This window comes from Terrisphaera buseokensis (genome assembly GCF_047521145.2).
Classification (GTDB): Bacteria; Verrucomicrobiota; Verrucomicrobiia; order Opitutales; family Opitutaceae; genus ER46.
The window spans coordinates 2,001,698-2,026,733 of the sequence record NZ_CM134186.1; the positions used below are offsets into that span (position 1 = coordinate 2,001,698).

General features: G+C 65.2%; 22 protein-coding genes. 3 read left to right on the plus strand and 19 right to left on the minus strand.

The window, feature by feature from the left end:
* Positions 1-46: 46 nt before the first annotated feature.
* Positions 47-1,075 carry a DUF3500 domain-containing protein gene (locus tag ACLJEU_RS07260; RefSeq protein WP_414661938.1) on the minus strand — a complete coding sequence of 343 codons (1,029 nt, stop codon included), beginning with the start codon at positions 1,073-1,075 and terminating at the stop codon, positions 47-49.
* A 114-nt stretch (positions 1,076-1,189) separates the two neighbouring features.
* Positions 1,190-1,735 carry a golvesin C-terminal-like domain-containing protein gene (locus ACLJEU_RS07265; protein WP_414661939.1) on the minus strand — a complete coding sequence of 182 codons (546 nt, stop codon included), beginning with the start codon at positions 1,733-1,735 and terminating at the stop codon, positions 1,190-1,192.
* Positions 1,736-1,970: 235 nt separating this feature from the next.
* Between ACLJEU_RS07265 and ACLJEU_RS07270 the strand changes: the two genes are divergently transcribed.
* Positions 1,971-2,603, plus strand: coding sequence for a hypothetical protein (locus ACLJEU_RS07270; protein WP_414661940.1), 633 nt, complete (start codon positions 1,971-1,973; stop codon positions 2,601-2,603).
* Between the two features lie 50 nt (positions 2,604-2,653).
* On the opposite strand, the gene ACLJEU_RS07275 is transcribed toward ACLJEU_RS07270, so the two are convergent.
* On the minus strand, positions 2,654-4,993 hold the full coding sequence (locus tag ACLJEU_RS07275; protein WP_414661941.1) for a sulfatase-like hydrolase/transferase: 2,340 nt from the start codon (positions 4,991-4,993) through the stop codon (positions 2,654-2,656).
* Between the two features lie 178 nt (positions 4,994-5,171).
* On the opposite strand from ACLJEU_RS07275, the gene ACLJEU_RS07280 reads away from it, so the two are divergent.
* Both ACLJEU_RS07280 and ACLJEU_RS07285 read left to right on the plus strand, forming a co-directional pair.
* On the plus strand, positions 5,172-5,918 hold the full coding sequence (locus ACLJEU_RS07280; RefSeq protein ID WP_414661942.1) for an AsmA family protein: 747 nt from the start codon (positions 5,172-5,174) through the stop codon (positions 5,916-5,918).
* 349 nt (positions 5,919-6,267) lie between these two features.
* Positions 6,268-6,834: a DUF2062 domain-containing protein gene (locus ACLJEU_RS07285; RefSeq protein WP_414661943.1), complete on the plus strand. Its 567-nt coding sequence runs from the start codon at positions 6,268-6,270 to the stop codon at positions 6,832-6,834.
* 52 nt (positions 6,835-6,886) lie between these two features.
* Here ACLJEU_RS07285 and ACLJEU_RS07290 read toward each other — a convergent pair whose 3' ends face one another.
* The 16 genes from ACLJEU_RS07290 to ACLJEU_RS07365 all read right to left on the minus strand — a co-directional run bounded on the left by ACLJEU_RS07290 (position 6,887) and on the right by ACLJEU_RS07365 (position 25,025).
* Positions 6,887-8,521, minus strand: a complete 1,635-nt coding sequence (locus ACLJEU_RS07290; RefSeq protein ID WP_414661944.1) for a M28 family metallopeptidase — start codon at positions 8,519-8,521, stop codon at positions 6,887-6,889.
* Between the two features lie 93 nt (positions 8,522-8,614).
* On the minus strand, positions 8,615-9,010 hold the full coding sequence (locus tag ACLJEU_RS07295) for a PIN domain-containing protein (protein WP_414661945.1): 396 nt from the start codon (positions 9,008-9,010) through the stop codon (positions 8,615-8,617).
* Positions 8,982-9,317: a type II toxin-antitoxin system VapB family antitoxin gene (locus ACLJEU_RS07300; RefSeq protein WP_457795355.1), complete on the minus strand. Its 336-nt coding sequence runs from the start codon at positions 9,315-9,317 to the stop codon at positions 8,982-8,984. The genes ACLJEU_RS07295 and ACLJEU_RS07300 overlap by 29 nt, the downstream gene beginning before the upstream one ends.
* A gap of 21 nt (positions 9,318-9,338) precedes the next feature.
* Positions 9,339-11,180 (minus strand): molecular chaperone HtpG, encoded by a 1,842-nt coding sequence (htpG, locus tag ACLJEU_RS07305; protein ID WP_414661947.1) that lies wholly within the window; start codon positions 11,178-11,180, stop codon positions 9,339-9,341.
* A gap of 129 nt (positions 11,181-11,309) precedes the next feature.
* Positions 11,310-12,881: a tetratricopeptide repeat protein gene (locus tag ACLJEU_RS07310; RefSeq protein ID WP_414661948.1), complete on the minus strand. Its 1,572-nt coding sequence runs from the start codon at positions 12,879-12,881 to the stop codon at positions 11,310-11,312.
* A gap of 59 nt (positions 12,882-12,940) precedes the next feature.
* On the minus strand, positions 12,941-14,275 hold the full coding sequence (locus ACLJEU_RS07315; protein ID WP_414661949.1) for a hemolysin family protein: 1,335 nt from the start codon (positions 14,273-14,275) through the stop codon (positions 12,941-12,943).
* Between the two features lie 313 nt (positions 14,276-14,588).
* Positions 14,589-17,165, minus strand: coding sequence for a glycosyl hydrolase (locus ACLJEU_RS07320; RefSeq protein WP_414661950.1), 2,577 nt, complete (start codon positions 17,163-17,165; stop codon positions 14,589-14,591).
* A gap of 276 nt (positions 17,166-17,441) precedes the next feature.
* The gene (locus tag ACLJEU_RS07325; protein ID WP_414661951.1) at positions 17,442-18,164 is read right to left on the minus strand and encodes a 3-keto-disaccharide hydrolase; all 723 of its coding nucleotides are present in this window, start codon (positions 18,162-18,164) and stop codon (positions 17,442-17,444) included.
* Between the two features lie 37 nt (positions 18,165-18,201).
* The gene (locus ACLJEU_RS07330; RefSeq protein ID WP_414661952.1) at positions 18,202-18,909 is read right to left on the minus strand and encodes an ABC transporter ATP-binding protein; all 708 of its coding nucleotides are present in this window, start codon (positions 18,907-18,909) and stop codon (positions 18,202-18,204) included.
* A 103-nt stretch (positions 18,910-19,012) separates the two neighbouring features.
* Positions 19,013-19,801 (minus strand): ABC transporter ATP-binding protein, encoded by a 789-nt coding sequence (locus tag ACLJEU_RS07335; protein WP_414661953.1) that lies wholly within the window; start codon positions 19,799-19,801, stop codon positions 19,013-19,015.
* Between the two features lies 1 nt (position 19,802).
* Positions 19,803-20,333, minus strand: a complete 531-nt coding sequence (locus ACLJEU_RS07340; RefSeq protein WP_414661954.1) for a PH domain-containing protein — start codon at positions 20,331-20,333, stop codon at positions 19,803-19,805.
* Positions 20,330-21,292, minus strand: a complete 963-nt coding sequence (locus tag ACLJEU_RS07345; protein ID WP_414661955.1) for a branched-chain amino acid ABC transporter permease — start codon at positions 21,290-21,292, stop codon at positions 20,330-20,332. The genes ACLJEU_RS07340 and ACLJEU_RS07345 overlap by 4 nt, the downstream gene beginning before the upstream one ends.
* Before the next feature lie 39 nt (positions 21,293-21,331).
* Positions 21,332-22,222 (minus strand): branched-chain amino acid ABC transporter permease, encoded by an 891-nt coding sequence (locus tag ACLJEU_RS07350; protein WP_414661956.1) that lies wholly within the window; start codon positions 22,220-22,222, stop codon positions 21,332-21,334.
* 56 nt (positions 22,223-22,278) lie between these two features.
* Entirely contained in the window at positions 22,279-22,629 is a 351-nt protein-coding gene (locus ACLJEU_RS07355; RefSeq protein WP_414661957.1) for a four helix bundle protein, read from the minus strand.
* 53 nt (positions 22,630-22,682) lie between these two features.
* Entirely contained in the window at positions 22,683-23,816 is a 1,134-nt protein-coding gene (locus ACLJEU_RS07360; protein ID WP_414661958.1) for an ABC transporter substrate-binding protein, read from the minus strand.
* Between the two features lie 84 nt (positions 23,817-23,900).
* A complete protein-coding gene (locus ACLJEU_RS07365) occupies positions 23,901-25,025 on the minus strand; it encodes an ABC transporter substrate-binding protein (protein ID WP_414661959.1) in 1,125 nt (374 codons plus the stop codon).
* Positions 25,026-25,036 lie beyond the last annotated feature (11 nt).

The window sequence follows — 25,036 nt, forward strand, 5'->3', positions numbered from 1 at the left end:
TGCTGACAAACAAGACGCCGGCAACGCCACCCGCGCTCCTGAGACCTTACTTCTTCGCGTGGTCTTTCGCGTAGTGTTCGGCGAGCAGGTCGTGGCCGAAGTCGCCCTTGAAATCGCGGATGGTCGAGTGCACGTGGTTCCCATTGCCCTGCGAGTTGTCGAATTCGATCAGGAACGTCGGTCCCTGGATCCGATAGTAGGTTTGTTTCGTGCGATCGAAACCGCCCGCCCACGCGAAGCTGAGTTTATCGACGCCGGCCGCGCTGATGCGGGCGAACATTTCGTCGGCGAGTTCCGGCCGGGCGCGGCCCAGGTAGAGTTTCACCAGCGCCACGAGCTTCTCGCGCTGCGCGGGATTGAGCTGCGCCGCGGAGATGCCGGCGGGCGCGAGCGGGTCGACGCGCTTCTTGTTCGTCGTGACGATCTCCTTCAACGCGACCTCGGCGAACACCGCCGTTTTCCGCTGGTTGGCATCAAGCGCGTTGATCAACGCCAAACCGAGATCCTCTTCCTCGCCCAGCACGCGTTCGCCCTTGCGCGGGCCGGTGCGCACCTCCGCCGGATTCGTGCCCATGAAGGTCGGTACGAAGAACACGTGCTTGCCGTCGACGACCGAGAAATTGAACGAGAGGTGATGGCCTTCGAACCGCCAGCCCCACGATTTGTCGGCGGCGGGTTCGCCGAAGACGGTGACGAAATAATTCGTGGGATCGCGGCGGCCGGGCGGCGTGTCCTTCTCTAGCTCCTTGAGGATGAGCTCGAGCTGCATCACGGCCTGCGCTTTTGCCACGCCGGTGTGGCTGAGACCCGTGCGCAGCAGCGCCAGGCCGAGCGCCTGTTGTTGGGTGGTGGTCTGCTTGAAGGGCAGTCCCTGGCGCGCGATCGGCACGAAGTTCCAGTTCTCACGCTCCGCATCGGTGAGTGGATACGTCGCCTGCTTCTTCTGGTCGGCGTTTAACGCCCCGAGAAACTTCGAGGCAGCGGCGACCATGTCGGTCGCGACTTCGTGGGCGCGGGCCAGAGGCGCGGCGACGGCCAGCGTGAATGCAAGGACGAGACGAGGGTAGGGGCTCACGGGGGGCGTTAAGTCGGAAACGTGCGTCGGGCGCAAGGTCGCAGCGCACCCACGTTGCTCCCTGCGGCGCTGCGACCGCGTCTGGCCAGCGGCGACTGCCGCCGGCGGCCCGGCTTACGGCCGTGGTGCCTGCGGTTGCACGGGATCTTCGCTCGCGTTGGCCGAGCGCGCGGGCACCGGGAGAAACTGCACCGCATCGGCAATCACGTAACCGTCCGCCGTACCTTCATTGCTGATACGCACCCAGCCGGCCCGGCCTGCGGCGAAGCGAAACGTCCCGACCGGCCGCCACAAGCGATCGTGTGGCGGCTCCGTCCGCTGGTTGATCCCTACCACCGTCTCGCCTTCCGCGGAGTGAATCGTGACGGGGGTGTTTGTGGCCCGCCTTACATTGTAGCAGTGCGCGATGCGCACCTCATATAGCCCCGCGTGCGGCAGATTCGGCGTGAACGTCACGGACTTCGTGCCTTTGCCAGCGCGTTGATCGTGCAGATACCCGAGTCCCACGTAGGGCGGCGTGTGCGTCGAATACTGCCACGCCCCGCGCAACTCCGCCGCCGTTTCGTCGACCACGATTCCCGGCAGCGCCGCGGGATTCGTCACGATGAAGGGCACGAGCTCGGGGCGATCGACGTCGCCCGGCGCGTGCGTGTTTGGCACGGCGTCAGGGTGCGGTCGCAGCGGGGCGGGTGCCGCCGCAGCGTGCGCTCCGATTGTGACGACAACCGCGAGCCAAGCGCCCGCGATGCAGCCTGCGACTTTCCCGCGGTGCAGTCCGGGTTTCAGGCGGGACGGATTTTGCAATGACACGCGATCCGGCCGCCCTGGCGGCACGGGCCGGCGGCAATCGTTCCAGAGATGGGCACTTATGCCAGCCGCGGGGTACAAACGGATCATGAAAACGCCCCCATCGGAAGCCTCGTCGTCCCCTGAAGTCCACAGCGAAAACATCCGGCGCGAACTCACGCGACTCATCGAGCACCTCGAGGCGGACGCCGGTCGGGTGCGCGATCCGCGGTTCCGGGCTCTGGTGGGCAAGGCGGGCGAGGTGCTGACCGGGCTGCGAAAACTGTTCGAGCGTTTCACGCCGAGTGAGCCCGCCGCGAAACCGGCGGAGCGCGCTTCGAAGGCCAAGGGCGCTACGTCGGCGCCGGACCGCACGACCAAATCGACGCCTCCCGCTGCTTCTTCCGCTGCGCCGGTGAAGCCGGTTCCGCCGAGCGCGAAGACGACGACCGCCAAAGTGCCTGCCGCCAAGGCGACGAATGGCGCGGACGGCAAAGAGGCCAAGCCGAACGCACCTGCACCTGCACCTGCTCCTGCGCCCACGACCCTGACCGCTGTGCCGCCCGTGTCGTTGCCCGTGGTGCCGCCCAAGCCGCCGGAAGATCCCGATGCGATTGCGGCGCGCCTCAAGTTGCAGCGGCAGGAAGCGCGGGCGCCGAAGCGACCCGGCGTTCAGGTCGCACCCAAAACCACTCCCGCGCCCTCCGGCAAACCGATCTGGAGTCAGCCGCACTCCTCGTGAACGTGACCGCACGGGTCGAAGTGACTGCCGGCGACCGCTGCCGGTACGGGTCACTTCGATGGTGCCGCCAGTGATCGCGCGAGAAAAGCGCGGATGCTCTGCTTCACCTCGGGCGTGGAAAACTCTTTTCCGCCGTGCCCGGCGCCACGCAGCACGATGAATTCCGACGGCACGCCCGTCGCCTGAAGCTTCGCGTGCAGTCGCTCGCTTTGCTCCAGCGGCACCTGCGTGTCCTTGTCGCCATGGATGATGAGGAAGGGCGGATCGTCTTTCGACACCAAGTGCAGCGTGCTGACCTGGCGCGCGAGGTCCGGACGATCGCGCACAATGCCGCCGAGCAGTTTCGCGCCATTGGACCGGGCGAGATCGGCATCGGTCTTCCCGGGACCGGGTAGGTTGACCGGCATCGTGAGCATATCGCTGGCACCATAGAAATCGATGACGGCCCCGACGCGGCTGGAAACGGTTTCGCCCGCGGCGGGCGGTGCGGTGCCGACGACGCCCGCGAGATTTCCGCCCGACGATCCGCCCGAGACCGCGAAACGCTGCGGGTCGAGCTGGTAACGCGCGGCATTCGTGCGCAACCAGCGCAGCGCAGCGCGCGCGTCGTCCAGCTGCGCCGGCCACTGGCCCAGCCAGCTCAGCCGGTACCCGAGGCTGACGACCGCGTAACCTTCGGCGGCGAGCCAGGCGAGCGGGCAGTTGTCCTTGCTGCCGTTTTTCCAGCCGCCGCCATGAATCCACATCACCAGCGGTAGCGGCTCGGCCGGTGACTTTTCCGGCAGATAAAGATCGAGCAGCAACGCCCCCGAGCCCGGATTGCTGTATTCAAGATTCGAGATCCGTTTCACGCCCTCCGGCAGCACGGTGCGCACATCGCCGGCGGGCCGGACATGGGCGCCCTTCGCCTTGGTCAAAGCATCGCCGAGGTCGGCGCGCGCCGCCTGGACGCGCTCCTGCAGCCGGGCGACGATGTCCGGATGCGCGGCCGCGACGTCGTGGTGTTCGCCTGGATCCGTCTTCACGTTGTAGAGCGCAAGGTCGATCGTCTCGACGCGATAACCGTGTCGGCTCGCGATGCCGCGAATGCCGGAGTTCTCAATCGATTGTGGCTTCATGTTGGCCCAGTTCGAAGGCTTGCCACCGCGCCCCGGCTCTGCGGCCACGGTGAGAAAATCATGCGGCACGTGCAGCTTCCAGTCGCCGAGGCGGACCGCGTGCAGTTCGTCGCCGGAGTAGAACCAGAATTCGTCGCGGCCCTTTGCGCCTGGTGCGCCGAACAGCAGCGGCGACACATCACCGCCGTCACGCTTCGTGTCGGTGAGTTTCGCCCCGATGAGTTTCGCGAAGGTCACGTGCAGATCCATCGTGCTCAGCGGCTCGTCGCTGACTCGCGCCGCGGGCACCCGGCCTGGCCAGCGCGCGATGAACGGCGTGCGCATGCCGCCCTCGAACGTCGTCAGTTTGCCCTCGCGCAAGGGACCTGAAAGCCCCGCGTGCTCGCCGTAGGAAAGGAAGGGGCCGTTGTCCGAACTGAAGATCACCAGCGTGCGGTCATCGAGCCCGAGCCGGCGCAGCGTGGCCATGATCTCGCCAATGCCAGCGTCGAGTTCCTGCACGACGTCGCCGTAGAGGCCGCGTTGACTCGTGCCGCGAAATTTTGCCGAGGCGAAGATCGGCACGTGCGGCATGACGTGCGGCAGGTAGAGGAAGAACGGCTTGTCGCGGTTGCGCTCGATGAACGACACCGCGCGCGCAGTGAAGCGGGCCGTGAACTGCGACTGGTCGGGATCGACCTCGACGACGTCCTCGCCGTCGTAGAGCGGGAGCGAGGGAATGCCCTTCGTCACGGGATGCAGCGGGCCGTTGTCGTTCGAGTATGGAATGCCGAGCCATTCATCGAAGCCGCGGCGCGTCGGCAGGAATTGCGGGTGATGCCCGAGGTGCCACTTGCCGAAGATCGCCGTCGCGTAGCCCTGATCCTTGAACACCTGGCCGAGCAGTTTTTCGCGCGGATGAAGTCCGGTCGGGCTCGTGTGGTTGAGCGCTCCGCTCATGCTCACGCGATTCGGATAGCTGCCGGTCATGAGCGCCGCGCGTGAGGCGGTGCAGACGGATTGCGCCACGTAGAAACTCGTGAAACGCGTGCCCTCGGCCGCAAGGCGGTCAATGTGCGGCGTGCGAATGTCCTTCGCCCCGTAACACCCGAGATCGCCGTAACCGAGATCGTCGGCAAAAATGAAGATGACGTTCGGTTGATCGGCCGCGGCCGGGGCGGCGGCAACGGCGCACGCTACCAGGCCCAAAACCAGGAGGGTGGCGGCGAAGCGCACGTGAAAATAGACAAGACGCGGCAGCGCGTGATCGGCGGACAGGTGGGGTAGGTTCATGGCGACCGCGTAACGTAGAACGCATCGTCCGCGCATTCCAAGTTCTCCGTGTGAATCCCTCGGCGCGGTGCACGCCCTGGCACCCGACCGTGTCCGACCCGCCGCGTTCCGCTCGCGCACCTGCTGCCTTGCCAGCGTGCGGGCCCGCGCATCCACTTCACGCACCTCGTCGCCCCTCATGAAAAAAATTCTCCTCATCGGACTCGTGGTTGTCGGAATCGGTGTCGCCGGCGTCGTCGCCGTGGCGTTTTTCCTCGGCCAGGCAATCACGGCCGGAGTGAACAAGTTCGGCCCTGCCATCACGCAAACCAAGGTCACGCTGGCCAGCGCCCGCGTGTCGCCCATCGACGGCATCGGTACGCTGAAAGGTCTCGTGATCGGCAACCCGAAGGGCTGGAGCGAAAACAATCTCTGCGCGCTCGGAGAGATTCACATCAAGATGGAGCCGATGTCGGTCTTTGGGGATCGAATCGTGATTCACGAAATCCGCATCGACGGCCCCGAGTTCAATTACGAGACGAAGATCGTCGCAAGCAACGTGAGCGATTTGCTGAAGGCCATCGAAGCGACGACCGGCAGTCCCAAGCCCGGGGCGGAACAGCCCATGACGAACGCGGGCAAGCCGATTAAGTTCGAGGTGAAAAAATTCACCCTGACCAACGCCGTGGCCCGCGTGGGCGGGCTGGGGCAGGGCATGACGGTGCAGATGCCGCCCATCGAGTTGAACGATCTCGGCACCAAGGAAGGCGGGATTACTCCGGCCGAACTGGTCCAGGCGGTCATGCGGAGCATCACCAGCAGCGTGGTCGCCGCCACGATGAAAGGCGCGGGCGACCTCAATCTCACGAGCGGGGCCGCAGCGGCTGAGTCGCTGAAAAAGGCCGGCGAATCGATCAAGGGCATGTTCGGCGGTCAGAAGAAGTAACCAGGCGGTCACGATCGCGCGCAGGGGCGTGATCGTTTTCCGGTTTGCCCCGCTCCGTCCCGTGGTGCGACGGACGGGTCTACGTAGAAACTGCGCCACGGCAGGGTGCGATTCGCGTCGGGCTGCGCTGGCTAACGCGCGCTGAGTAACCAAATGGTTCATCGATCGGCGTAGTGGCTGGCCGGGTGGCAGTTCGGTGCTGATCCTCGAAGGCGCGGGCCGGGGCCGGCGGGGATGAATGACCCTGTCGGCCCAAACCGATGCGCTGCGTCAACCGAAAATCGGGGACGATGGGCGAAGGATATGTTGACCCCGGGGCTTCAAAGCGCGGAATCGCACTCTCTCAACCGTGCGACTACCCCTTTGGATACTGCGTTGGATGCACAAGCAGCGGCTCTCGCGCAGCCGCATGCGCGGAACGAGAATACATCGCTGGCTCGGTGACGGCATCCTCAGCAAGTCGCTTTGGCTGCCCACCCGGGGGTCGCTCGCCCGCGCCTGGCTGGTCGGCTTTCCGATCACGGTGGTGCCGTTCCTGCCCGCCCAGTCGATTTTTGCGGCCATCGCTTCGCTGCTGGTGCGGGGGAATCTGCTGCTCTGCATTGCCCTGCAGTTTCTCTCGACGCCCCTCACCGCGCCGATCCACCTGCCGGCCTGTTACTTTGTCGGCGAAGTGGTGCGGGGTGAAAACCCGCGCGATGTCTGGCAGAAGGCGCGGGCCGAACCGATGAAGATGCTCGTGTCCGCGCACGCCGTCACTTCGCTCTATCTCGGTGCCGCCATCATTGGCATCGTCGGCGGCGTGCTGGGTTACGCGGTGATCCTGCGCACGTGGCGCGATGCCCCGAAGCGGACCAATGCGCCCTTCGGTACCGCCCCGCCGCTGCATCCGAAACGACATCGGAAGCACCACTGACGGCCAAGAACGACGGCCGCCGTGACTCCCGCTCGACGCGGTGCAGGCGCGATTATTTGCGGCCAAACCGGTCGCCGAAGAAGTCTCCCGGCAGCCAGGCAGGATCCCGTTCGTCATCGGCGATAGTGCGCGCGACCTCTGCGAGCAACACGGCGAACGCTCCGGCAGACGGAAAGTGAATCGGATGCTTCAGGTCGTCGCTGGGTTTGTGATACCGATCCCGCCAGAAGATGCGGTCGACCTCCGCGAGGTTGATCGCCGGGTCGGTGGATTCCGCGGCGGCGAGCACGCGCAGCGCCGGGACGCCCTCACGGACGAAGGAATATTGGTCGCTGCGCACAAAGCGGCGTTCCTCCGGACGCGGGTCGGGCCGCACGGCCCAGTTCAACCGCTGCGTGACCTTTTCAAACACCGCCCCCATCGTCGTGTGCTCTCGTCCCATCCCGATCGCGGCGCGAAGCGGAGCGAAGAACGGTCCCGCGTCGACGTTGAGGTTCGCGACATAGCGGCCGCCGGCCGGCGGCGTGCGACTCAGGTGCCGCGCCCCGAGCAGGCCTTTTTCCTCGGCCGTGACGGCGGCGAAAAGGATCGGCCGTCGCAGGCGCACACCGCTCGTCGCGAGGTGATTCGCGGCCGCGAGCAGCGACGCCACGCCGATCGCGTTATCGATCGCTCCATTGTAGATCGCATCGCCGTCCACTGCGGTGCCAATCCCGAGATGATCGAGGTGCGAGGTGATCACGAGGTAGTCGCGCGCGCGGGCCGGATCGGTGCCGGGCAGAATGCCCAGGACGTTGTGCGAGCTCACGGGTTGTTGCACCGACTGGGCTTGGATGGAAACGGTAACGCCCAAAGCCGCGTGCTGCGGTTCGCTCCGCTCGGCGGCGGCCACGAGCTCGGCAAACGGTCGGGCCGATCGCGCGAAGAGCTTCCCGGTGCCGCGCGGGCTCATTGACGCCGTCACCTGCATCGCAGGCACGACGTCGACCACAGCCCCGTCGGGCCCGACCAGGCTCATCGCCGGAAATCGCACGCTCGCCAGCGTCGTGGCCCACGGCCGGCGTTTGTCCTCGGCCGGCGTGTTCACCGTGATCATGCCGATGGCACCGCGTCGCGCGAGTTCCTCCGCCTTCGTGTGGGCGTTGGAGAAGTGCGCGCGCTCCGTGCCGGGCAACGATGCGGGCGCCCCGAAGAACACGACCGCGATTTTTCCCTGCAGATCGACGCCATCGAGGTCGCTGTACTTCTGCTGCGGCGCATGGACGCCGAAGCCGACAAAGACCGCGGACGCCGTCACGTCCGCCGTCATGCGGCCGCCGCTCGGAGCCGCAATGAAATCGTTCAACGCCTCCAGCTGCACGTCGGCGTCACCGGCGGATCGCAGGGCAAACCGCGCGCCCGTGTAGTCGCGTTTCGATTCCAGCAGCGCCACCGGTTGCAGGTAGCCGTTCGCGGGCCCGCCGGGGACGAGTCCGATCTTGCGAAACTCGGTGGCAACGTAGTGCGCTGCGAGATCGTAGCCACGGGTTCCCGCGGCCCGGCCTTCGAGCAGGTCGTCGGCCAGAAAGGTCACGTGCGCCTCGACGAGGCGGGCTGCCGCGCTCTCCGCCGGCGACGGTTCGGCGAACAGCGACGTCGCCACAAGTCCCATCGTCACCCTGGTGCCGCGCAAAAAGATCGAACCCATGGAAGAAGCCAGCCCGGCGTGCGACGGAGCCGCAAGCGGATATGGGGACGGCTCGACGCCGCGTCGCCCGCCCGGGGGCGCGCGAAGTGCGCGTCACTCCGGCAGGCGTTCCATGACCTGCAGGCCGGGAATCTCGCTGAAGTGTTGATCGGCCGTCAGCACGGCGGCCTTCGCTTGCAGGGCGCAGGCCGCGATCAGGAGATCCGTGGCCGGCAGGACGATGCCGCGCCGGTCGAGCGACCAGGCCAGCTGGGTGGCCTGCTCCCAGACGGAGGCCCCGGCGGCGATGAATGGCATGATCGCGAAGCGCTCCCGGAAGCGTTGCAGGATTACCGGATTGCTGCGCCCACGGCACACCTCAATCACGATCATTCCGCAGGTCGCGAATTCGTACTCCTCCGCGTGAGCGCCGAGCTCGATGAAAGGGTCGAGCCCGGCGCGGGCGCAGTTGATGTAGAAATTACTGTCGGGTAGAACGAGGCTTTCCATATGGTGCCTTGGCTTCCGCGACCATCAATCCGTGGTTGTCGATCCGATCGACCGCCGAAGGCGCAAATTCCGCCCTGAGCTCATCGGGCGTAAGGCCCAGGCCCTGACTGAACAGCTCCTTCATCTTGTGCCGGCGAGCCATCTCGCCGAGCGCCATCTCGACCGCCTGGGTCTTGGTCTTGGCCCCCGTGACCTTCATCACGCGGGCGAGGACATCCTCATCGATATTCATCGTCATCTTCATAACGCCACTCACGGTATGGCTGACCAGCCATACCGCAAGTTCAAAGTATGGCTCCAGAGCCATACTCCCCGATTTGGGGGTAAATCAGGCGGTCTCGAGCAGCTTGTTCAACCGCGCCACCATGGTGGTCGCGTCGTCGAGCAGGCCGGCACTGATCAAGGCGTTGTCGAGGAGCTGCTCGGCCACGAGCTTGGCGCGGTCGGCGTTGGACGCGTGCAGTTCGAACAGGCGTTTGATGACAGCGTGGCGCGGGTTGATCTCGAGGTTCACGCGCAGCGGGTTGTCGGCGCCTTCCTTGTTCATCGCTTTCATCATGCGGCGCATGTGCGGTGACATCATCTTGTCGGCGTTCAGCGCGAGGACCGGAGAGTCGACCAGGCGCTCGCTGGCCTTCACCTCGGCCACGCGGTCGCCGAGGGTGTCCTTGATCCAGGTGGTGATCGTCTTGACGTCGTCGTCGCTGAGGGCGCCCTCGGGTTTGGGCAGATCCGAGAGCTTCACGTCGGCGTGATCCGCGGCGGTGAGCTTCTTGCCGTCGAACTCGCGCACGTTGTTCATCACGTACTCGTCGACCGCTTCGAAGCAGAACAGGACTTCCAGGTTGCGGGCCTTGAAACCTTCGAGGTACGGGCCGGATTCGATCGAGGCGCGGTTGGGTCCGACCAGGTAGTAAATCTCCTTTTGGTCGGCCCCGAGGCGGGAAACGTAGTCGGCGAGCGACGTCGTCTTGCCCTTCTCGGTGCGTGACGACTCGAACCGCAGCAGCTTTGTGAGCTGTTCCTTGTGGGTGAAATCGAGCGCGGCGCCTTCCTTCACGAAGTGGCCGAACTCCTTGTAGAACTCGTCGTAGCCCTCCGGCCGGTTCTTCGCCTCCTCCTCGAGGAACTTGAGGAAGCGTTTCGTGATCACCTTGTTCAACTTCTCGATCAGGGCCTTGTCCTGCATCGTCTCGCGCGAGATGTTGAGCGGGAGATCCTCGCTATCGACGACGCCCTTCAGGAAACGCAGCCACTCGGGCAGCAGGTCCTTCGGCTTCGCGTCGATCAGCACCTTGCGGCAGTAGAGCGAAACCGACGGCTCGAGCCGCGCGAGGCCGAGCTTCTCGGTGTTTTCCTTCGGCACGAAGAGCAGCGCGTTGATCGAGAGCGGGGCGTCGGCGCTGAAGTGCAGCCGGAGGCGCGGCTCGTCGAACGCGTGCGCCTGAAATTTGTAGAACTCGGTGTACTCCTCTTCCTTGACCTCGTTCTTGTTCCGCAGCCAAAGCGCCTGGACGGTGTTGATGCGTTTGCCGTTGAGAGTGATCGGGAACGACACGAACGCGCTGTAGCGCTCGAGGATCTCCTTGATCTTCCAATCCTGCGCATAGTCGCTGCAGTCGTCCTTCAGTTCGATGACGATCTTCGCGCCGCGTTGCTGGCCCTCGGCCTCCTCGATTTCATAGCTGCCGGAGCCGTCGCTCGTCCAGACGTGGCTGGCCTCGGCCTTCTGCCACGAATGGGAGTAAACCTTCACGCTCTTCGCGACCATGAACGCGGAGTAGAAGCCGACGCCGAACTGACCGATCAGGTTGGTGTTCTTTGCGCCGCCTTCGCCAAGCGCCTTCAGAAACGCCTTCGAGCCGGAATGCGCGATCGTGCCCAGGTTCTTGACGAGCTCGTCGCGCGTCATGCCGATGCCGAAGTCCTGGATCGTGATCGTCTTCGCCTTGTCGTCGGTCGTGACGTTGATTTCGAGCTGCAGGGTGTCGTCGGCGATTTCCTTTTCGGTGAGCTGCAGGTGCCGGAGCTTCTCCAGGGCATCGGAGGCGTTGGACACCAGTTCACGGACGAAGATTTCCTTCTCCGTGTAGAGCGAGTGGATGACGATATCGAGCAGCTGCTTGATTTCGGCTTGGAACTCGAATTTTTGCGGAGTGGCGGTGGACATGGTAAGAGTTGAGAGATGAGGACGGCGTGAGGAGAGACGAGCGTGTAAATCGTCGAGCCCGCTAGTTTAGCAGCCCGGCGAAAAAATCAAGCGGACGCAGCGGGTGGTGGCTCCCGTCCGGAGCCTCGTTTACCGCCCCACTTGGGCGGCGAGCGTGCGTTCGTACTGCTGTGCCTCAGGCCGGCGTGGCCAGTCCGCCGGCATGTCCTGCAACGCCTGCCGGACGTCTTCCAGCGCGCCGCGGAGATCGCCGGCCTGCTGCCGGAACGCCGCCCGTTGCAAACGGGCATCGTAAAGCTGGGGGGCGCGTTGGAGTGCGCGGTCCAGTTCGAGGGTGCCTTCCGGTTTCCGTCCGGACATGTAAAGGAGGATGCCGTGATTCGCGATCGCCTTGGCGAAGTCGGGGTCAAAAGCGAGGGCGATGTCGGCTGCAACGAGCGCACGTTCGACGGACTTGTTTTGGAAGTGATCGATCGAGCGGCGGTTGTAGGCGGACGGACTGGCGAATTCAGGCGGGTTTCTGGCCCGCTCCCGTTCGGCGTCGAGGGCCAGGATCGGCATGCTTTGATGCGTGGTGGGTGCCGCCCAGGTCGCGATGACATGCTGGGCCGGCAGGACGAGATTCGCGGCACAGAGCGCCGGGAGCAGTCGGCGGCTTTGCGCCGGCCGGTGCCGCCAGGCCAGCAACACGCCGGCGATCATCACCGGCACCGCCATCGACGCCGATCGACTGATGTCGTCAGCGATGCACAGGTTGACGATCAGCGCGGCGAGGGCGGTGGCGACCGCCAGTCGGTGCCGGCCGAGGCGAAACGCCGCGACGCACGCGAAGGCCACCGCCACCCAGCCCAGCCGCAAGCCGTTCCACGCGCCCCAGAGCATGGGAAGCCAGGGCGCCGGCACGAGCGGGCGGTCGGTCCAGTAGGCTCTGCTGGTGCCGCGTGCGGCCGTCCATTCGACGCCCAGCCGCACGGCGATGTAAGGCGCGATTCCGGCTGCGAGGGCGGCGCCGTCCCAGGCGAACGCCGTTCGATCGCGCGGTGTGGCGCGCTCGGTGCCCGCCGAGCGCACCGCGATGCACAGCGGCAGTGCGACGATGAAGCGCTCGTCGATCCACGGCGCAATCAAGGCGGCACCGAACAGCAGCCACCGCGATTGAGCGAAGCTCGCCAGCACCAGCGCAAGCACCAGCCACGAGTCAAAGTAGGCGAGCCAGCCGGTGGAAACGAAAAACCACGATGACGTGGCGGCGAGCAGGGTGGCGCCGGCGGTGGGTAACGCCTGGAGCGTGGCGCGCCACACGATCGCCGCGACGGCCAGCAGCGCGACGACGCACCCCAGGTGCGGGAGGGCCAGATAAACGCCCTTGGACAGACCCAGCGTATGAGCGAGCACGGGCCAGAAGAGCCGCCACTCGATCACGCGATTCGTGGCGTCGTCGATCGGCATCCAAGGATCGTTCAATTGGCGCAGGGCGTGAAACGCGCGGTGAAACTCCGGCTCGATCGAAATGAACTCGGTCAGGGGCAGACCCGCTGCCGGCCAGAGCCAGAAGCGCGGGGCGAAAAAGCATAGCGTAATCAGCGCGGCACCGACGGCGCTGACGGCCACGACCCGCCAGCCGGGTGAACGCTCAAACCAGTTACCGTCGGAGCGATCGCCGGATAGCGAAGCGGCGGAGCGCGAACTCTCGTGGGGCATCGGAGGGAGGCCGGTGGGTTTGGGGTGGAGCAAGATGCGCGGTGGAAGGCGGGCGCGGGCTAAAAGGGAGTGCTCGTCGCGGCGGCCACGGGAGGCCGTTCCACCCGAATCCGGCGCGGCCGCTCCGCGCTGACCTCGGTGGCCGTCACGCGAAAATCCCCGATGGTAAACGTCTCGCTGCGTTTGAGCGCCTGCCCGCGATTGCGCTCGGCCCAGGCCGCCACGGTCTCGCGCGGCTGCCATTCGAAGGCCCAGCCCGTCTCGGCCTGCAATTCATGCATCGAAAACAAACCGCTCACGACGATCGCTGTCTCCGAGTGTTCGAACACGGGGCCGCGTCCGAGATCAAACTCGTCGCGGATGTCGCCGACGATTTCCTCGAGCACGTCCTCGAAACTCACGATGCCCGCCGTCTTCTGCTCGGCGTCGAGCACGATCGCGAGATGCACGCGCGACGTGCGGAACAGCTCGATCATCGTGTGAATGGGGGTCTTCAACGTGAACGTCAGCGCCGGCCGGATCAGCGGTTCGAAGTTGGCATCGGGGCCGAGGGCGAGACTCTGCCACAGCCACTCGCGCACCAGCACGATGCCCTTGATGTCGTCGAGCGATCCGTTGCAGACGGGGAAACGACTGAAGCCGGCCGTCTGCGCGATGCGCAGGTTTTCCGCGAGCGGCTTGTCGAGCCAGAGCGCCACGATCTGCTCGCGCGGGCGCATGGCCTGTTGCGCGGTGACTGTCCGCAGCCGCACGGCCCGCACCATCAGGCGGTTGATCAACGCATCGCCGGGATGCGAGTGCCGCGCGTGGCTGAAGACGTACTCGAGTTCCTCGGCGCTGAAGGCGTGCTCGCCCTCGCCGGTGGGCTCGAGCCCGCACAGCCGCACGATGCGGTTGGCGGCGCCGTTGAGCAGCCAGATGAACGGAAAGAAGATCCGGTAGAAGACAATCAGCGGCGCCGCGGCGTTGATCGAGACCGCCTTCGGGCGCTGGATCGCGAGCGACTTGGGCGCCAGCTCGCCGAGCACGATGTGGAAAAACGTGATCACCGCGAACGCCACTGCGAACGAGATGGATTTGATCGCGCCCGGATCGGTGACGCCAAACTCCGCCAAGAGGGGCGCGATGCGGTGACCGATGACCGGCTCGCCGATCCAGCCGAGGCCGAGGCTCGCCAGGGTGATGCCGAGTTGCGTGGCGGAAAGGACCGCGTCGAGGTGCTCCGTCGCCTGGATGGCAAACTTCACCCGCCACCCGCCGGTCTTCTTTAGCGGCCGGAGCTGGCTGGCCCGGACTTTGACGAGCGCGAATTCGGCCGCCACGAAGAATCCGTTCGCCGCCACCAGCCCCAGCACCAGGAGAATTTCCAAAACGATCTTAAGGGACTCCGGCATCAACCTTCCTCCCCGTATATCCGTGAACGCATGACACCCAGCGTGCGCGGGTTTCCCGGCCGCACAACCGATTTCGGACGTGACCGCGGCGCGCGTTCATCGCCGCTGGCCTGCCCATCGCTCCGGCTTTGCGGAGCCAGCATAGGATTAATTCTGTCTCCCGCGAATCACGCGGATATACGCGAATGGGAGAAGCGAGAAACGAACCTTCACCCCGCGGTGAAGCGTGATGAAGGGCAGGTGGAGCGCGTTCCACGTCTGAAATTCGCGTCCATTCGCGTGATTCGCGTGCGGCCTTACACGGGCTGTGGGCCTAGAACGTCACCGCCCGGAGCGGCGTGAGTGTCACTGGTCCCAACAGACCCGACGGCGTCAGCGGCCACGCCGACGCGTCGAAGGGCTTGTAGTTGATGTTCACAAAATTGATCTCCCGCATGATCTTCCAGTTCACTTTCCGCTGATCCAGATCGCGGATACGGTTCGCCGCGAGATTGGTGACGTCGAGCTCGAGCACGTTGCGGCCCGGCTTCAGGGCGGCGCCCACGCGCACGCGGAACGGCACGCTCCAGGCGGTCGTCACGTCGCGGCCGTTAAGCCGTACGCGGGCGCTCTCCCGCACGTCGCCGAGGTCGAGCAGCCAGTCGTCAGCCTTGGCCGCGGGCGCGTCGAACTCGATCCGGTAACGCACAGTGCCGGCGAAGCGCTTCGCCTCGTCGCCGCCGAGCTCGGTCCACGACTTCAACGTCGCGGTCTCCAATGCCGGCGGCAGCGCGGGTCCGCCCTGGGTGAACGCGAGCGTCCACTTTCCGGCGAGCTCCACGGGTGCGCCGGCCGTTTCGCGATACGGCCACGACGGGATGCCGGTCGCGAGCGGTTGCGTCGTGGTGCGCAGCAGCAGCGACTCACCCGGGGCGAGTTGCAGATAAACGCTCGCCGGGCCCGCGCCAGCGTTGCGGAGGGACGCGGTGCCGCGGGCGCCGGTCAACGGATCGAAAATCATCGCGCCGCGCGCGGAGCGGCCGAGCGCCGTCCAGCCGTCGTGGGATTTCGCCGTGAGGTTGGTGACAAAGTAGTCGTGGCCCGTCGCGGTCGCGCGACGAACGAAAGCGAGGCCTGAGTCGGCGATCGCCTCCCGCGCGGCGCCGGTCGCGCTCAGGGCGGCGAGCACGTCGGCTTGGACTTTCGCGCGCGAACCGAGCTGCGCGAGCGCTTGTTTGAACTCCGCGCGCCGGGCTTCGAGTCGGCCGTGACCGGGTACGTCCTCGGGAAGTTTTTCGAAAATGACCGTCGCGCCGGCCTGCGCGAATTTCGCGATCGCCTGCAGCGTGCCGACCGGCATCCGGCGCGTCGCGGGCACGATCAGCACGCGGTAGCGGCCGCCCGGAGTGGCGAGCGCGCCCTGGTCGGCGCGCGTCTGCTGCAGCTGCGCATCGGAGATGTAGTCGAAGCTGTAGCCGCGATCCATGAGCGAGCGGGCGATCCGGCCGACGGGTTGCTCGGTCAGCCATTTCACGTCGTGCACGCTCAGCATCTTCTGCAGGCCGTCGGCGTTGTCCCACACGTCTCCCAGCGGCCAATACAGCAGGATGTCGTTGTCGGGCTTGCCGGCCTGCAGGATCGACTGGACGCGGGCGACGTAGGCGTTGAGCGCGCCGAAATCGTCCCACCACGGATTGTTGGGTTGAAACTGCGTCGAGGCGTAGAACAGCCAGCCCGGCCAGGGCGCGTCCTTGGGCGAAAAGACAGTGCCGTGATAGAAGATGTGGTTGATGCCGTCGGCGAGGATGCGATCGAGCTCGGGCTTCACGAAGGCGAGCGATTCCTTCCAATGATCGCGGAGCCAGGTGGCGCTTTCGCTCGACGCGTACGGCCGGCCCATGACGTGCGCGGCGGACGACGCCATGCGCACGACGAGCGGCTCGGGGAGATCGAGGTCGTTGCGGATGTCGGCCGGATCGCGGCGCAGCCCGGGGATCGGAAACGGCGTCGAGCCGAAGACCTCCGTCTCCGGGATGTCGACGGTGCCGTAGAGATCGAGGAGGTTGGCCGGAGCGCCATGCGACTGATTGCGGACCAGAAAGCCGTGCTGGTGCGACCACTCCACCCAGGTGCGCAGGTAATCGAGATGCAGCTTTGCGAGCGTGTCGCGGTAGTCGCTCTTCACGCGGGCGAGCGTGTCGCGATCCACGGTCTTCACGTCGTTCGCGTTGCGCGTCGTCAACGCGGCCGCGAAGTCCTGGATGTCGTAGCCGTGCATCGTGCGAAACACCTCCGGGAGTTTCGCGGTCCAGCTGGCGTTGAAGTATTCGAAGGAGTCGTGAAACTGGCTGCGGACGAGATCGCGCGGAAACGCGGCGAACGCTTTTTCAAACGGCGCGAGGTAACGGCGCAGGGCGTCGGAGGAGTACGGATCCACGACGAGTCCCTCGCCGCCGGGCGCGGCGCGTTTCACCATCATGCGCGACGGTTCGCCGGTGAGTTTGCCGTCCGTCAACACCACGCGCGTGAGGGCGTGGGGTTCGTCGATCCACGGGCCGCCGAAGGGCCAGCCGGTGCCGGTGGCCATGTCGACGCCGATTCCGAGTCGCTTGGCTTCGCGCCCGGTGTGTTCCAGCATCGCGAGCCACTTGGGCGAGAGATAATCGATGTAACGATCCTCGTAGCCTTTCGCGCCGTAGATGGGCGTGATCTCGACCCCGCCGACGCCGGCCTGGGCGAGTTTCTCGAGCTGCCAGGTAAGGCTCGCCGGGTCGACGCCGCTGCCCGGCCACCACCAGCGCGTCCACGGCTTGTTCTCGCGCGTGACGACGGGCCAGGTGAGTTCGGCGGTTTGGGCGTGGCCGACGAAACTGACCGCGAGACCGACGAGGAGCAGGCGAAGGGGGCGCATGGTGCGAGGAAAGGTGGCCGCCCGGAGGAAGGCGACAATCGAGCGCGGGTTCGGACAGTCGGGGTGAAGGCGCGGCGGAAAGACGTTCGGTTGCACTTCGCCTGATGCAGGCGGGACGCCTGTGCTCCCGGACCACCGGAGTAAGGGGTCAGGCTGTTGCACGTTGCAGGGCGGGCGATCGAGGCGGTGCGGGCGGGGCGGAGATCAGGCGCGATGGCGGGGATGCGCTTGGCCGATCTTGAATGCGGGCAGGCGTGACGCCTGCGTTCCCGGGGACTACGGTGGGGCCACCGGGGCTGTCTGCTCCGGGGTCGCGCGCCCGCCGGGTAGCTCCATGATCTTGATGTTGCGGAAGTGAATCGGGGCGCCTTCGGACTCGAGGCAGAGGTAGCCTTTGCGCTGCGACGCCTCGCGGACGCCGTTCACGAATTTGCCGTTGATCGACAGCTTGATCACGCCGTCGACGCAGACCACGACGTAGGTGTTCCACTCGCCCTTGCCCTTGCAGCGGTACTCGTACGACATGCTGCGTGCGCCGCGCGGATTGTCGGGCGTGACGATGAGTCCGCCGGCGCCAAACAACTCGCCGGACACATAACCGCGGTGGCGCGGGGTGCCGTCCTTCTCGCGATTGAGGTTCGGCCACTCGAGTTCGAGCATCTGCACCTCGCCGCCCTTCGGGAGGTTTCTCCCGGCCGCCGGTGCCGGATCGCTCCAGACGAAGACGCCCGAATTACCGCCGGCCTCGAGGTGCATCCACTCGATGTGCAGGATGAAATTCTCGTACTGCTTCTCCGTGCGCATGACGCCGATCGGCTTGCCGGTGCACACGAGCAGGCCGTCGCGTACGCTCCAGGTGTCGGGCGCGGTGTTCACGTTGACCCAGCCGGTGAGATCCTTGCCGTTGAACAGATCGCGGAACGCGGGGACGTCGTCGGCGAGCACCGGACGGATCGAAACAACCAGCGCCAGGACGGCGAGAGCGAGCAGGGGTTTCATTGGGGGAGAGAGGGGTGTGGGCGCTCGGCGCGGCGCGTCAGCCGCCGAGGTACGTGGCCTTCAGCTGCGGGTCGGCGCGGAGTTGCTTGCTTTCGCCCTGCATCACGATGGTGCCGGTCTCGAGGGCGTAGGCGTACGATGAGACTTCGAGCGCGAGATTCGCGTTCTGCTCCACGAGCAGGATTGTGATGCCGTGGGTGCGGTTGATCTCCACGATTTTTTCGAAGATCGTTGAAATCAGCCGGGGCGCGATGCCGAGCGATGGTTCGTCGAGCATCAGGAATTTCGGGTTGCTCATCAGCGCGCGGCCGATGGCGAGCATCTGTTGTTCGCCGCCCGAGAGCGTGCCGGCGGTCTGTTTGATGCGCTCCTTGAGTCGCGGGAAAATGGAAAACACATACTCGCGATTCCGCGCATTGCGCTCGGCGTCGGTCTGCAGGTACGCGCCCATCGCGAGATTCTCGTCGACGGTCAGGTTCGAGAAAATCATCCGGCCTTCCGGCACATGGCAGAGCCCGCGGGCGACGATCCGGTGCGGCGGCGTGGCGGAAATGTCCTCGCCCAGAAACGTCACCGTGCCCGACTTCGCCCGCAGCAAGCCCGAGATGGTGCGGAGCGTCGTGGTCTTGCCCGCGCCGTTGCCGCCAATGAGCGTGACGATCGCGCCCTGCTCGATTTTGAACGAGATGCCGCTGAGCGCGGAGATGGCGCCGTAGGAAACGCGAAGATCGGCAACAGTCAGCATGGCGGAAACCGGACACCGGAAAGCGGAAACCGGAAAGGTAAGGTCATCGCGGTGAAAGTGTATTTTGTTTCCGGTCTCCGGTGTCCGGTTTCCGGTCTTGGCCTCAGTGGTGCGACAGATTGCTCTGATGATCCTCGCCCAGGTAGGCCTCGATGACTTTGGGATCCTTCCGGATGTCAGCCGGCGTGCCGTCGGCGATCTTCACACCGTAATCGAGGACGGCGATGCGCTCGCAGCAGGCCATCACGACCTTCATCGAATGCTCGACGAGCAGGATCGAGAGGTTGAACTGCTGTTTGACCTGCTGGATGAGCCGGACGAGCTCCATCTTCTCGCTGGGATTCATGCCGGCGGCGGGTTCGTCGAGGAGCAGCAGCCGCGGTTTGGTGGCGAGGCCGCGGACGATTTCCAGCCGGCGCTGTTCGCCGTACGGCAGGCTCTTGGCCGGCACGTCGCGGAAGCGGCCGAGGTTGAAAATCTCGAGCAGCTCTTCCGCCCGCTGCGTGATCGCGGCCTCGTCGCGCTGGAAACCACCGAGTCGGATCAGGGCCTGCACGGGCCGCGTGTCGCGGTGCAGATTGCACGCGACCCGGACGTTGTCGAAGACGGACAGCGATCCGAAAAGCCGGATGTTTTGAAACGTGCGCGCGATGCCGAGGCCGACGATCTCGTTGACCCGCAGCCCCGCCACATTGCGGCCGTTGAACGACACCGTGCCATCCGTGGGCGGATACACGCCGGTGATGAGATTGAAGACCGTGGTCTTGCCCGCGCCGTTGGGGCCGATGAGCCCGCACAGTTCGCCCTCGTTGACGGTGAAGTCGACCGCGTTGACCGCGGTGAGGCCGCCGAAGCGGATCGTGACCTGATCGAGTTGGAGCAGCGCGGCCATCTCAGGCTTCCGGGGTGCCCGCGCTGGGCCGCGGATCGATGTCGAGGTCGCGCACCCCGCGCCGCTGGCGCATGCGCTCGGTGTGCGCGCGAATCTGATCCTTCAACGCCTGCGCCCGCGGCACGGCGTGGAGCACGAAACTCGGGGTGGTGCGGTCGGACGTGACGAGCACAACGTCACCGCAGCCCACCAGCCGCAGCCAGAACGGCTCGACCACGGTGTAGTCGCGCACGCGATACAGCTCGATTTCGTTGGTCCGGCGCGAGAGCAGTCCGGTGGTGATCTTCGCGCGCTCCGACGTGATCTCGTAACGATTGCAGCTGGTTCCGATCCAGCTGCCCATGGCCCACAGGAACGGCACCACGAGCCCGGCGAGAATCAGCGGCTGGGGAGTGGCGGGCGACACCAGGAAATACGCGGCGACGATGCCGGCGGTGAGGATGAGGCAGAACAGGTACGTGCCAAAATTGGTCCACTGCGACGGCGTGCCGCGCCAGACCAGGACTTCCTGCGATTCGTTGGGCGGGTTCATGCGAGAGGGGCGGCGGATTTTTTGCGGGCGGAACGGAACTTGAAATTAAACAGGCCCTGGGGGCGGACGAGCATCAGGACGATCAGCATAAACGAGTAGATGATCATCCGGTACTCCGCAATCGGCCGGAGTAGTTCGGGCAGCAAGGTGAGCAGGATGGCCGCCAGGATCACGCCCAGCGTGTTGCCCATGCCGCCGAGAATCACCATCACCACAATCTCGATACTCTTGGTGAAATCGAAACCGGTCGGCGTGATCGTCAGCTTGAAGTGGCCATAAAGCCCGCCGGCGATGCCTGCGAAAAACGCGCCGATCACGAAGGCCACGATCTTGTAGCGCGTGGTGTTCAGCCCGACGGCTTCGCTGGCTATCTCATCATCGTGGGTCGCGAGAAATCCGCGGCCATAAGTCGAATTTACGAGGCTGGTGACCACGAACACGGTGAGCGCGACGAACGCGATGACCCAGAAGATGGTGGTGTGGGCCGGAATGCCGTTGAGCCCGAGCGCGCCGCCGAGTTTTTCCACGTTCTGGAAAATCACGCGGATGATTTCGCCGAAGCCGAGGGTGACGAGCGCGAGGTAGTCGCCCTTCAGCCGCAGCGACGGCACGCCGACCAGCAGGCCGGCGAACGCCGCGCAGAGTCCCCCGGCAACCAAAGCCGCGACAAAAAACGCGCCCTGCTGCAGCACCGAGCCGCCGGATTCGCTGAGGAAGTGCGGCGCGACAAACAGGCTGACCGCGGCGGCGAAATAGGCGCCGACCGACATGAAGCCCGCGTGGCCGAGCGAGAACTGGCCCGTGTAGCCATTCACCAGGTTCAGCGAGACGGCGAGGATGATGTTGATCCCGATCCCAATCAGCACGTCGAGGTGATACGGATCGATGTGATCGGAGAAATGCGAAATCCCCAGGGCGGCGAGCAGCGCCGCGAGCAGATAGAGATGAGGTCTCGGCATGGCTCGGGCTAGGAGGGGAGGCGCGGCGGGATCATGCGTTCAGACTTTCTCCACCGTGAACTTGCCGAGCAGTCCCGCGGGTCGGAAGAGCAGGATGATGATGAGAATCGCGAACGCGATCGCGTCCTTGTAGGTCGACCACTGGCTGCCGTTCACGAAGGTCTCGACGGTGCCCAGAATCAGCCCGCCCAGCGCGGCGCCCGGAATGTTGCCGATTCCGCCGAGCACGGCGGCGACAAACGCCTTCAGGCCCGGCATGACACCCATCAGCGGATCGATCGACGGATAGTTCATCGCGTACAGGATGCCGCCGGCGCCCGCGAGCGCGGAACCGAGGCCGAAGGTGAACGAAATGACGACGTCGTTGTTCACGCCCACGAGCTGGGCGGCCTTGGGGTTCAGCGAGACGGCGCGCATCGCGGTGCCGATCTTGGTCCGGTAAACGATGAACTGCAGTCCGATCATCAGCAGGACCGCGATGACGATGACCGCGAGCTGATTGGTCGAGAGGACCAGTCCGCCGACCTGGAAATTCTGCGACGGAAACACGGCGGGGAACGTGCGGGGCGCGGCGCCGAAGAAAACCTGGCCGGTGTATTCAAGCAGCAGGGACACGCCGATCGCGGTGATGAGAACGTTGAGCGTCGCGGCTCCGCGCAGCGGTCGGTACGCGAGACGTTCGATGATCATGCCGAGCAGGGCGCAGCCGAGCATCGCGGCGAAGAGCACGATCAACCCGCCCCAGAGCGTTCCTTCCGGCACCAGTTTCCCCATGTAATAGCCGATGAAGGCGCCGACCATGAAGATATCCGAATGCGCAAAATTGATGAACCGCAGCACCCCGTAGACCATCGTGTACCCGAGCGCGATGAGCGCGTAAATGGCGCCGAGGGAAAGGCCGTTGAGGAGCTGTTGGAGGAATTCGGACAAGCGGCGGGGAAGGTGAGAGTTGAGAGATGAGAGTTGAGAGGGCCGGACAAACGATGTCACTCCCCAAGGGACCGACGCAGACCACTTATCATTCGCGCAATCTGTTCGGCGTCGGAGTAGATTTCTTGGAATGAGGTTTCATCGAGGTAATGGTGCTGATAGGCGATGACTGCCTGCGTGACCACCTCGTACAAGGAGCCGGTGGCGTATCCGAGAAACTTGATGAAATCCGGAGCGGGCCGTGCCGAACCTTCGGCGATGTTCGAGGAGATCGAGACAGCCGCACGCCGGATTTGGTTCGTCAACCCGAAGCGCTCCTCACCTGGAAAGGTCCGGGAATGCTTGTAGATCACTTTGGCAAACACGACCGCCTTGTGCCACACCTCAAGCTTCTCAAAATTGAACATGCCATGGGATTGGATCTCTCAACCCTCAGCCCTCAACTCTCAACTCTCCCGATTCACGGGCTCACTTGCTCGAAGAACTCCGTCTTCCCGTTCTTCACCGTGAGCATCACCGCGGGCTTCGAGCTGTTGCGCTTTTCGTCGATCGTGGTCGTGCCGGTGACGCCCGGAAACGCCTTCGTGGCGGCGATGGCGTCGCGGAGCTTCGCCCCCTGCGTGGTTCCAGCCCGCTCGAATGCGGCGGCGATGAGGTACATCGCGTCATACCCGAGCGCGGACACGCCCTCGGGCTTTTCGTTGTTCCACCGCTTCTGGAAGCGCTGCACGAAGGCCTTCACCTCGGGCGCGGTGTTGTCGGCGGAAAAATACGTCGAGTAGTACGTGCCCTCGACCGCCTTGCCGCCGAGCGCAATCAACTCGGGCGCTTCCCAGCCGTCGCCGCCGATCACCGGGACCGTCAGTCCGAGCGAACGCGCCTGCAGGCAAATCAGCGCCGCCTCGGAGTAAAAACCTGTCGCCGCGATGATGTCGGGCTTCGCGGCGCGCACCGCCGTGAGCTGCGCGCGAAAATCCTTGTCGCCCTCGGCGTAGCGCTGCTCCGCCACCACCTCGCCGCCGAGCGCCGCAAAGCGTTCGCGCAGCACCGCCGAGAGCCCGACGCTGTACGGCGAGTTCGTCGACGTCAGCAACGCTAGGCGCTGTTTGTGCAGCGAGCCATGCGCAAACTTGGCGAGCACCGCGCCCTGAAACGGATCGATGAAACAGATGCGGAAAATATAGTCGCCGATCTCGGTCACGCGCGGCGCCGTCGACGAAATCGCCATCATCGGGATCTTCGCGTTCTGGCAGATCGGCGCGGCCTCGAGCGAGTTCGAGGAGGCGTTCGCCCCGATGACCGCCGCCACCTTGTCGCGCGAAATGAGCTTCTTCACCGCGGTCGCCGACTCGCCCTGCTTCGACTGGATGTCCTCGACGAGATACTCGAGTTTGCGGCCGAGCACGCCGCCCTTGGCGTTGATTTCATCGACGGCCAGCAGGACACCTTTGCGCGTCGCGACGCCGAAGGCCGCATCCTTGCCGGTGAGCGAGGCATAGTGACCAATCTTGATCGGACCGGTGTCGGCGGCCGGGAGCGGCAGCACGACGATCAGCGCGGCCACAAGCAGCGGAAAAGAGAAACGAGGGATCATGCGAAAGTGATGGCGGGAGCGCGGGCGTCCCCGCCCGCTCCTTTCATGTTGGAAGCAGGCCGGAGGCCTGCGCTCCCCGGAAAGTTACGGCGCGACGGTCTTGTTGAACGCGAGTTTGCCGTTCGCGATCGCGATGATCGTGGCGCCCTTCGTGGCGTTGCGATCCTTGTCGATCGTCGTGATGCCGCTGGCGCCGGCGAAATCCTTCGTGGCGGCGAGCGCGTCGCGCAATTTCGCGCCGTCCGTCGTGCCCGCGCGCTTGATGGCGTCCGCGAGCACATACGCCGCATCGTAGCCCAGCGCGGCGAAGGCGTCGGGATTTTCATTGTTCCAGCGGGCCTTGAACTTCTTCACGAACGCCGTGACGCCGGCGTCCTTGTTCTCGGGTGAAAAGTGCGTGGAATAGAAGCAGCCGTTGAGCGCGTCGCCGCCGATCTCGAGCAGCTTGTCCGACTCCCAGCCGTCACCGCCGATGAATGGAACCTTGATGCCGAGGTCGCGCGCCTGGCGGACGATCAGCGCGGACTCGGTGTAGTAGCCGGGTACAAACACCGCATCGACGCCCGCTGCCTTCACGGCGGTGAGCTGCGCGCGGAAATCCTTGTCGCCCTCGGAGTACTTCTGTTCGACGGCCACCGTGCCGCCGCCCTTGGTGAAGGTTTCGCGGAAGAACTTCGCGAGTCCGACGCTGTAGGCGTTGGAGACACTGGAGATGATCGCGACCTTCTTTGCCTTCAGATCGGTCTGGGCAAACTTGGCCATGACCGTGCCCTGAAAGGGATCGATGAAGCAGACGCGGAAAACGTAGTTGCCGATTTCGGTGACCTTCGGGTTCGTCGCGGCGGGCGCGATCATCGGGATTTTCGCCGCCTGCGCGATCGGACCGGCTTCCAGCGAGCGGCCTGAGGAGACTTCGCCAATCAACGCCACGACCTTGTCCCGCGTGATCAGTTTCTTCGCTACCGTCGCGGACTCGCCGGGTTTCGTCTGGTTGTCCTCGGACACGAGCTCGAGCTTGCGGCCGAGCACGCCGCCCGCGGCGTTGATTTCCTCGAACGCCATCACGATGCCCTTGTGCGAGGACTGGCCGAAGGTGGCTTCCTTGCCGGTGAGCGAGGCGTATTCGCCGACCTTGATGGGGCCGTCGGCGGCGCGGAGGAACGATGTCAATGCGAGCAGCGTGGCGATAAAGGGGACGGTGGATTTCATGGCGGCGATGT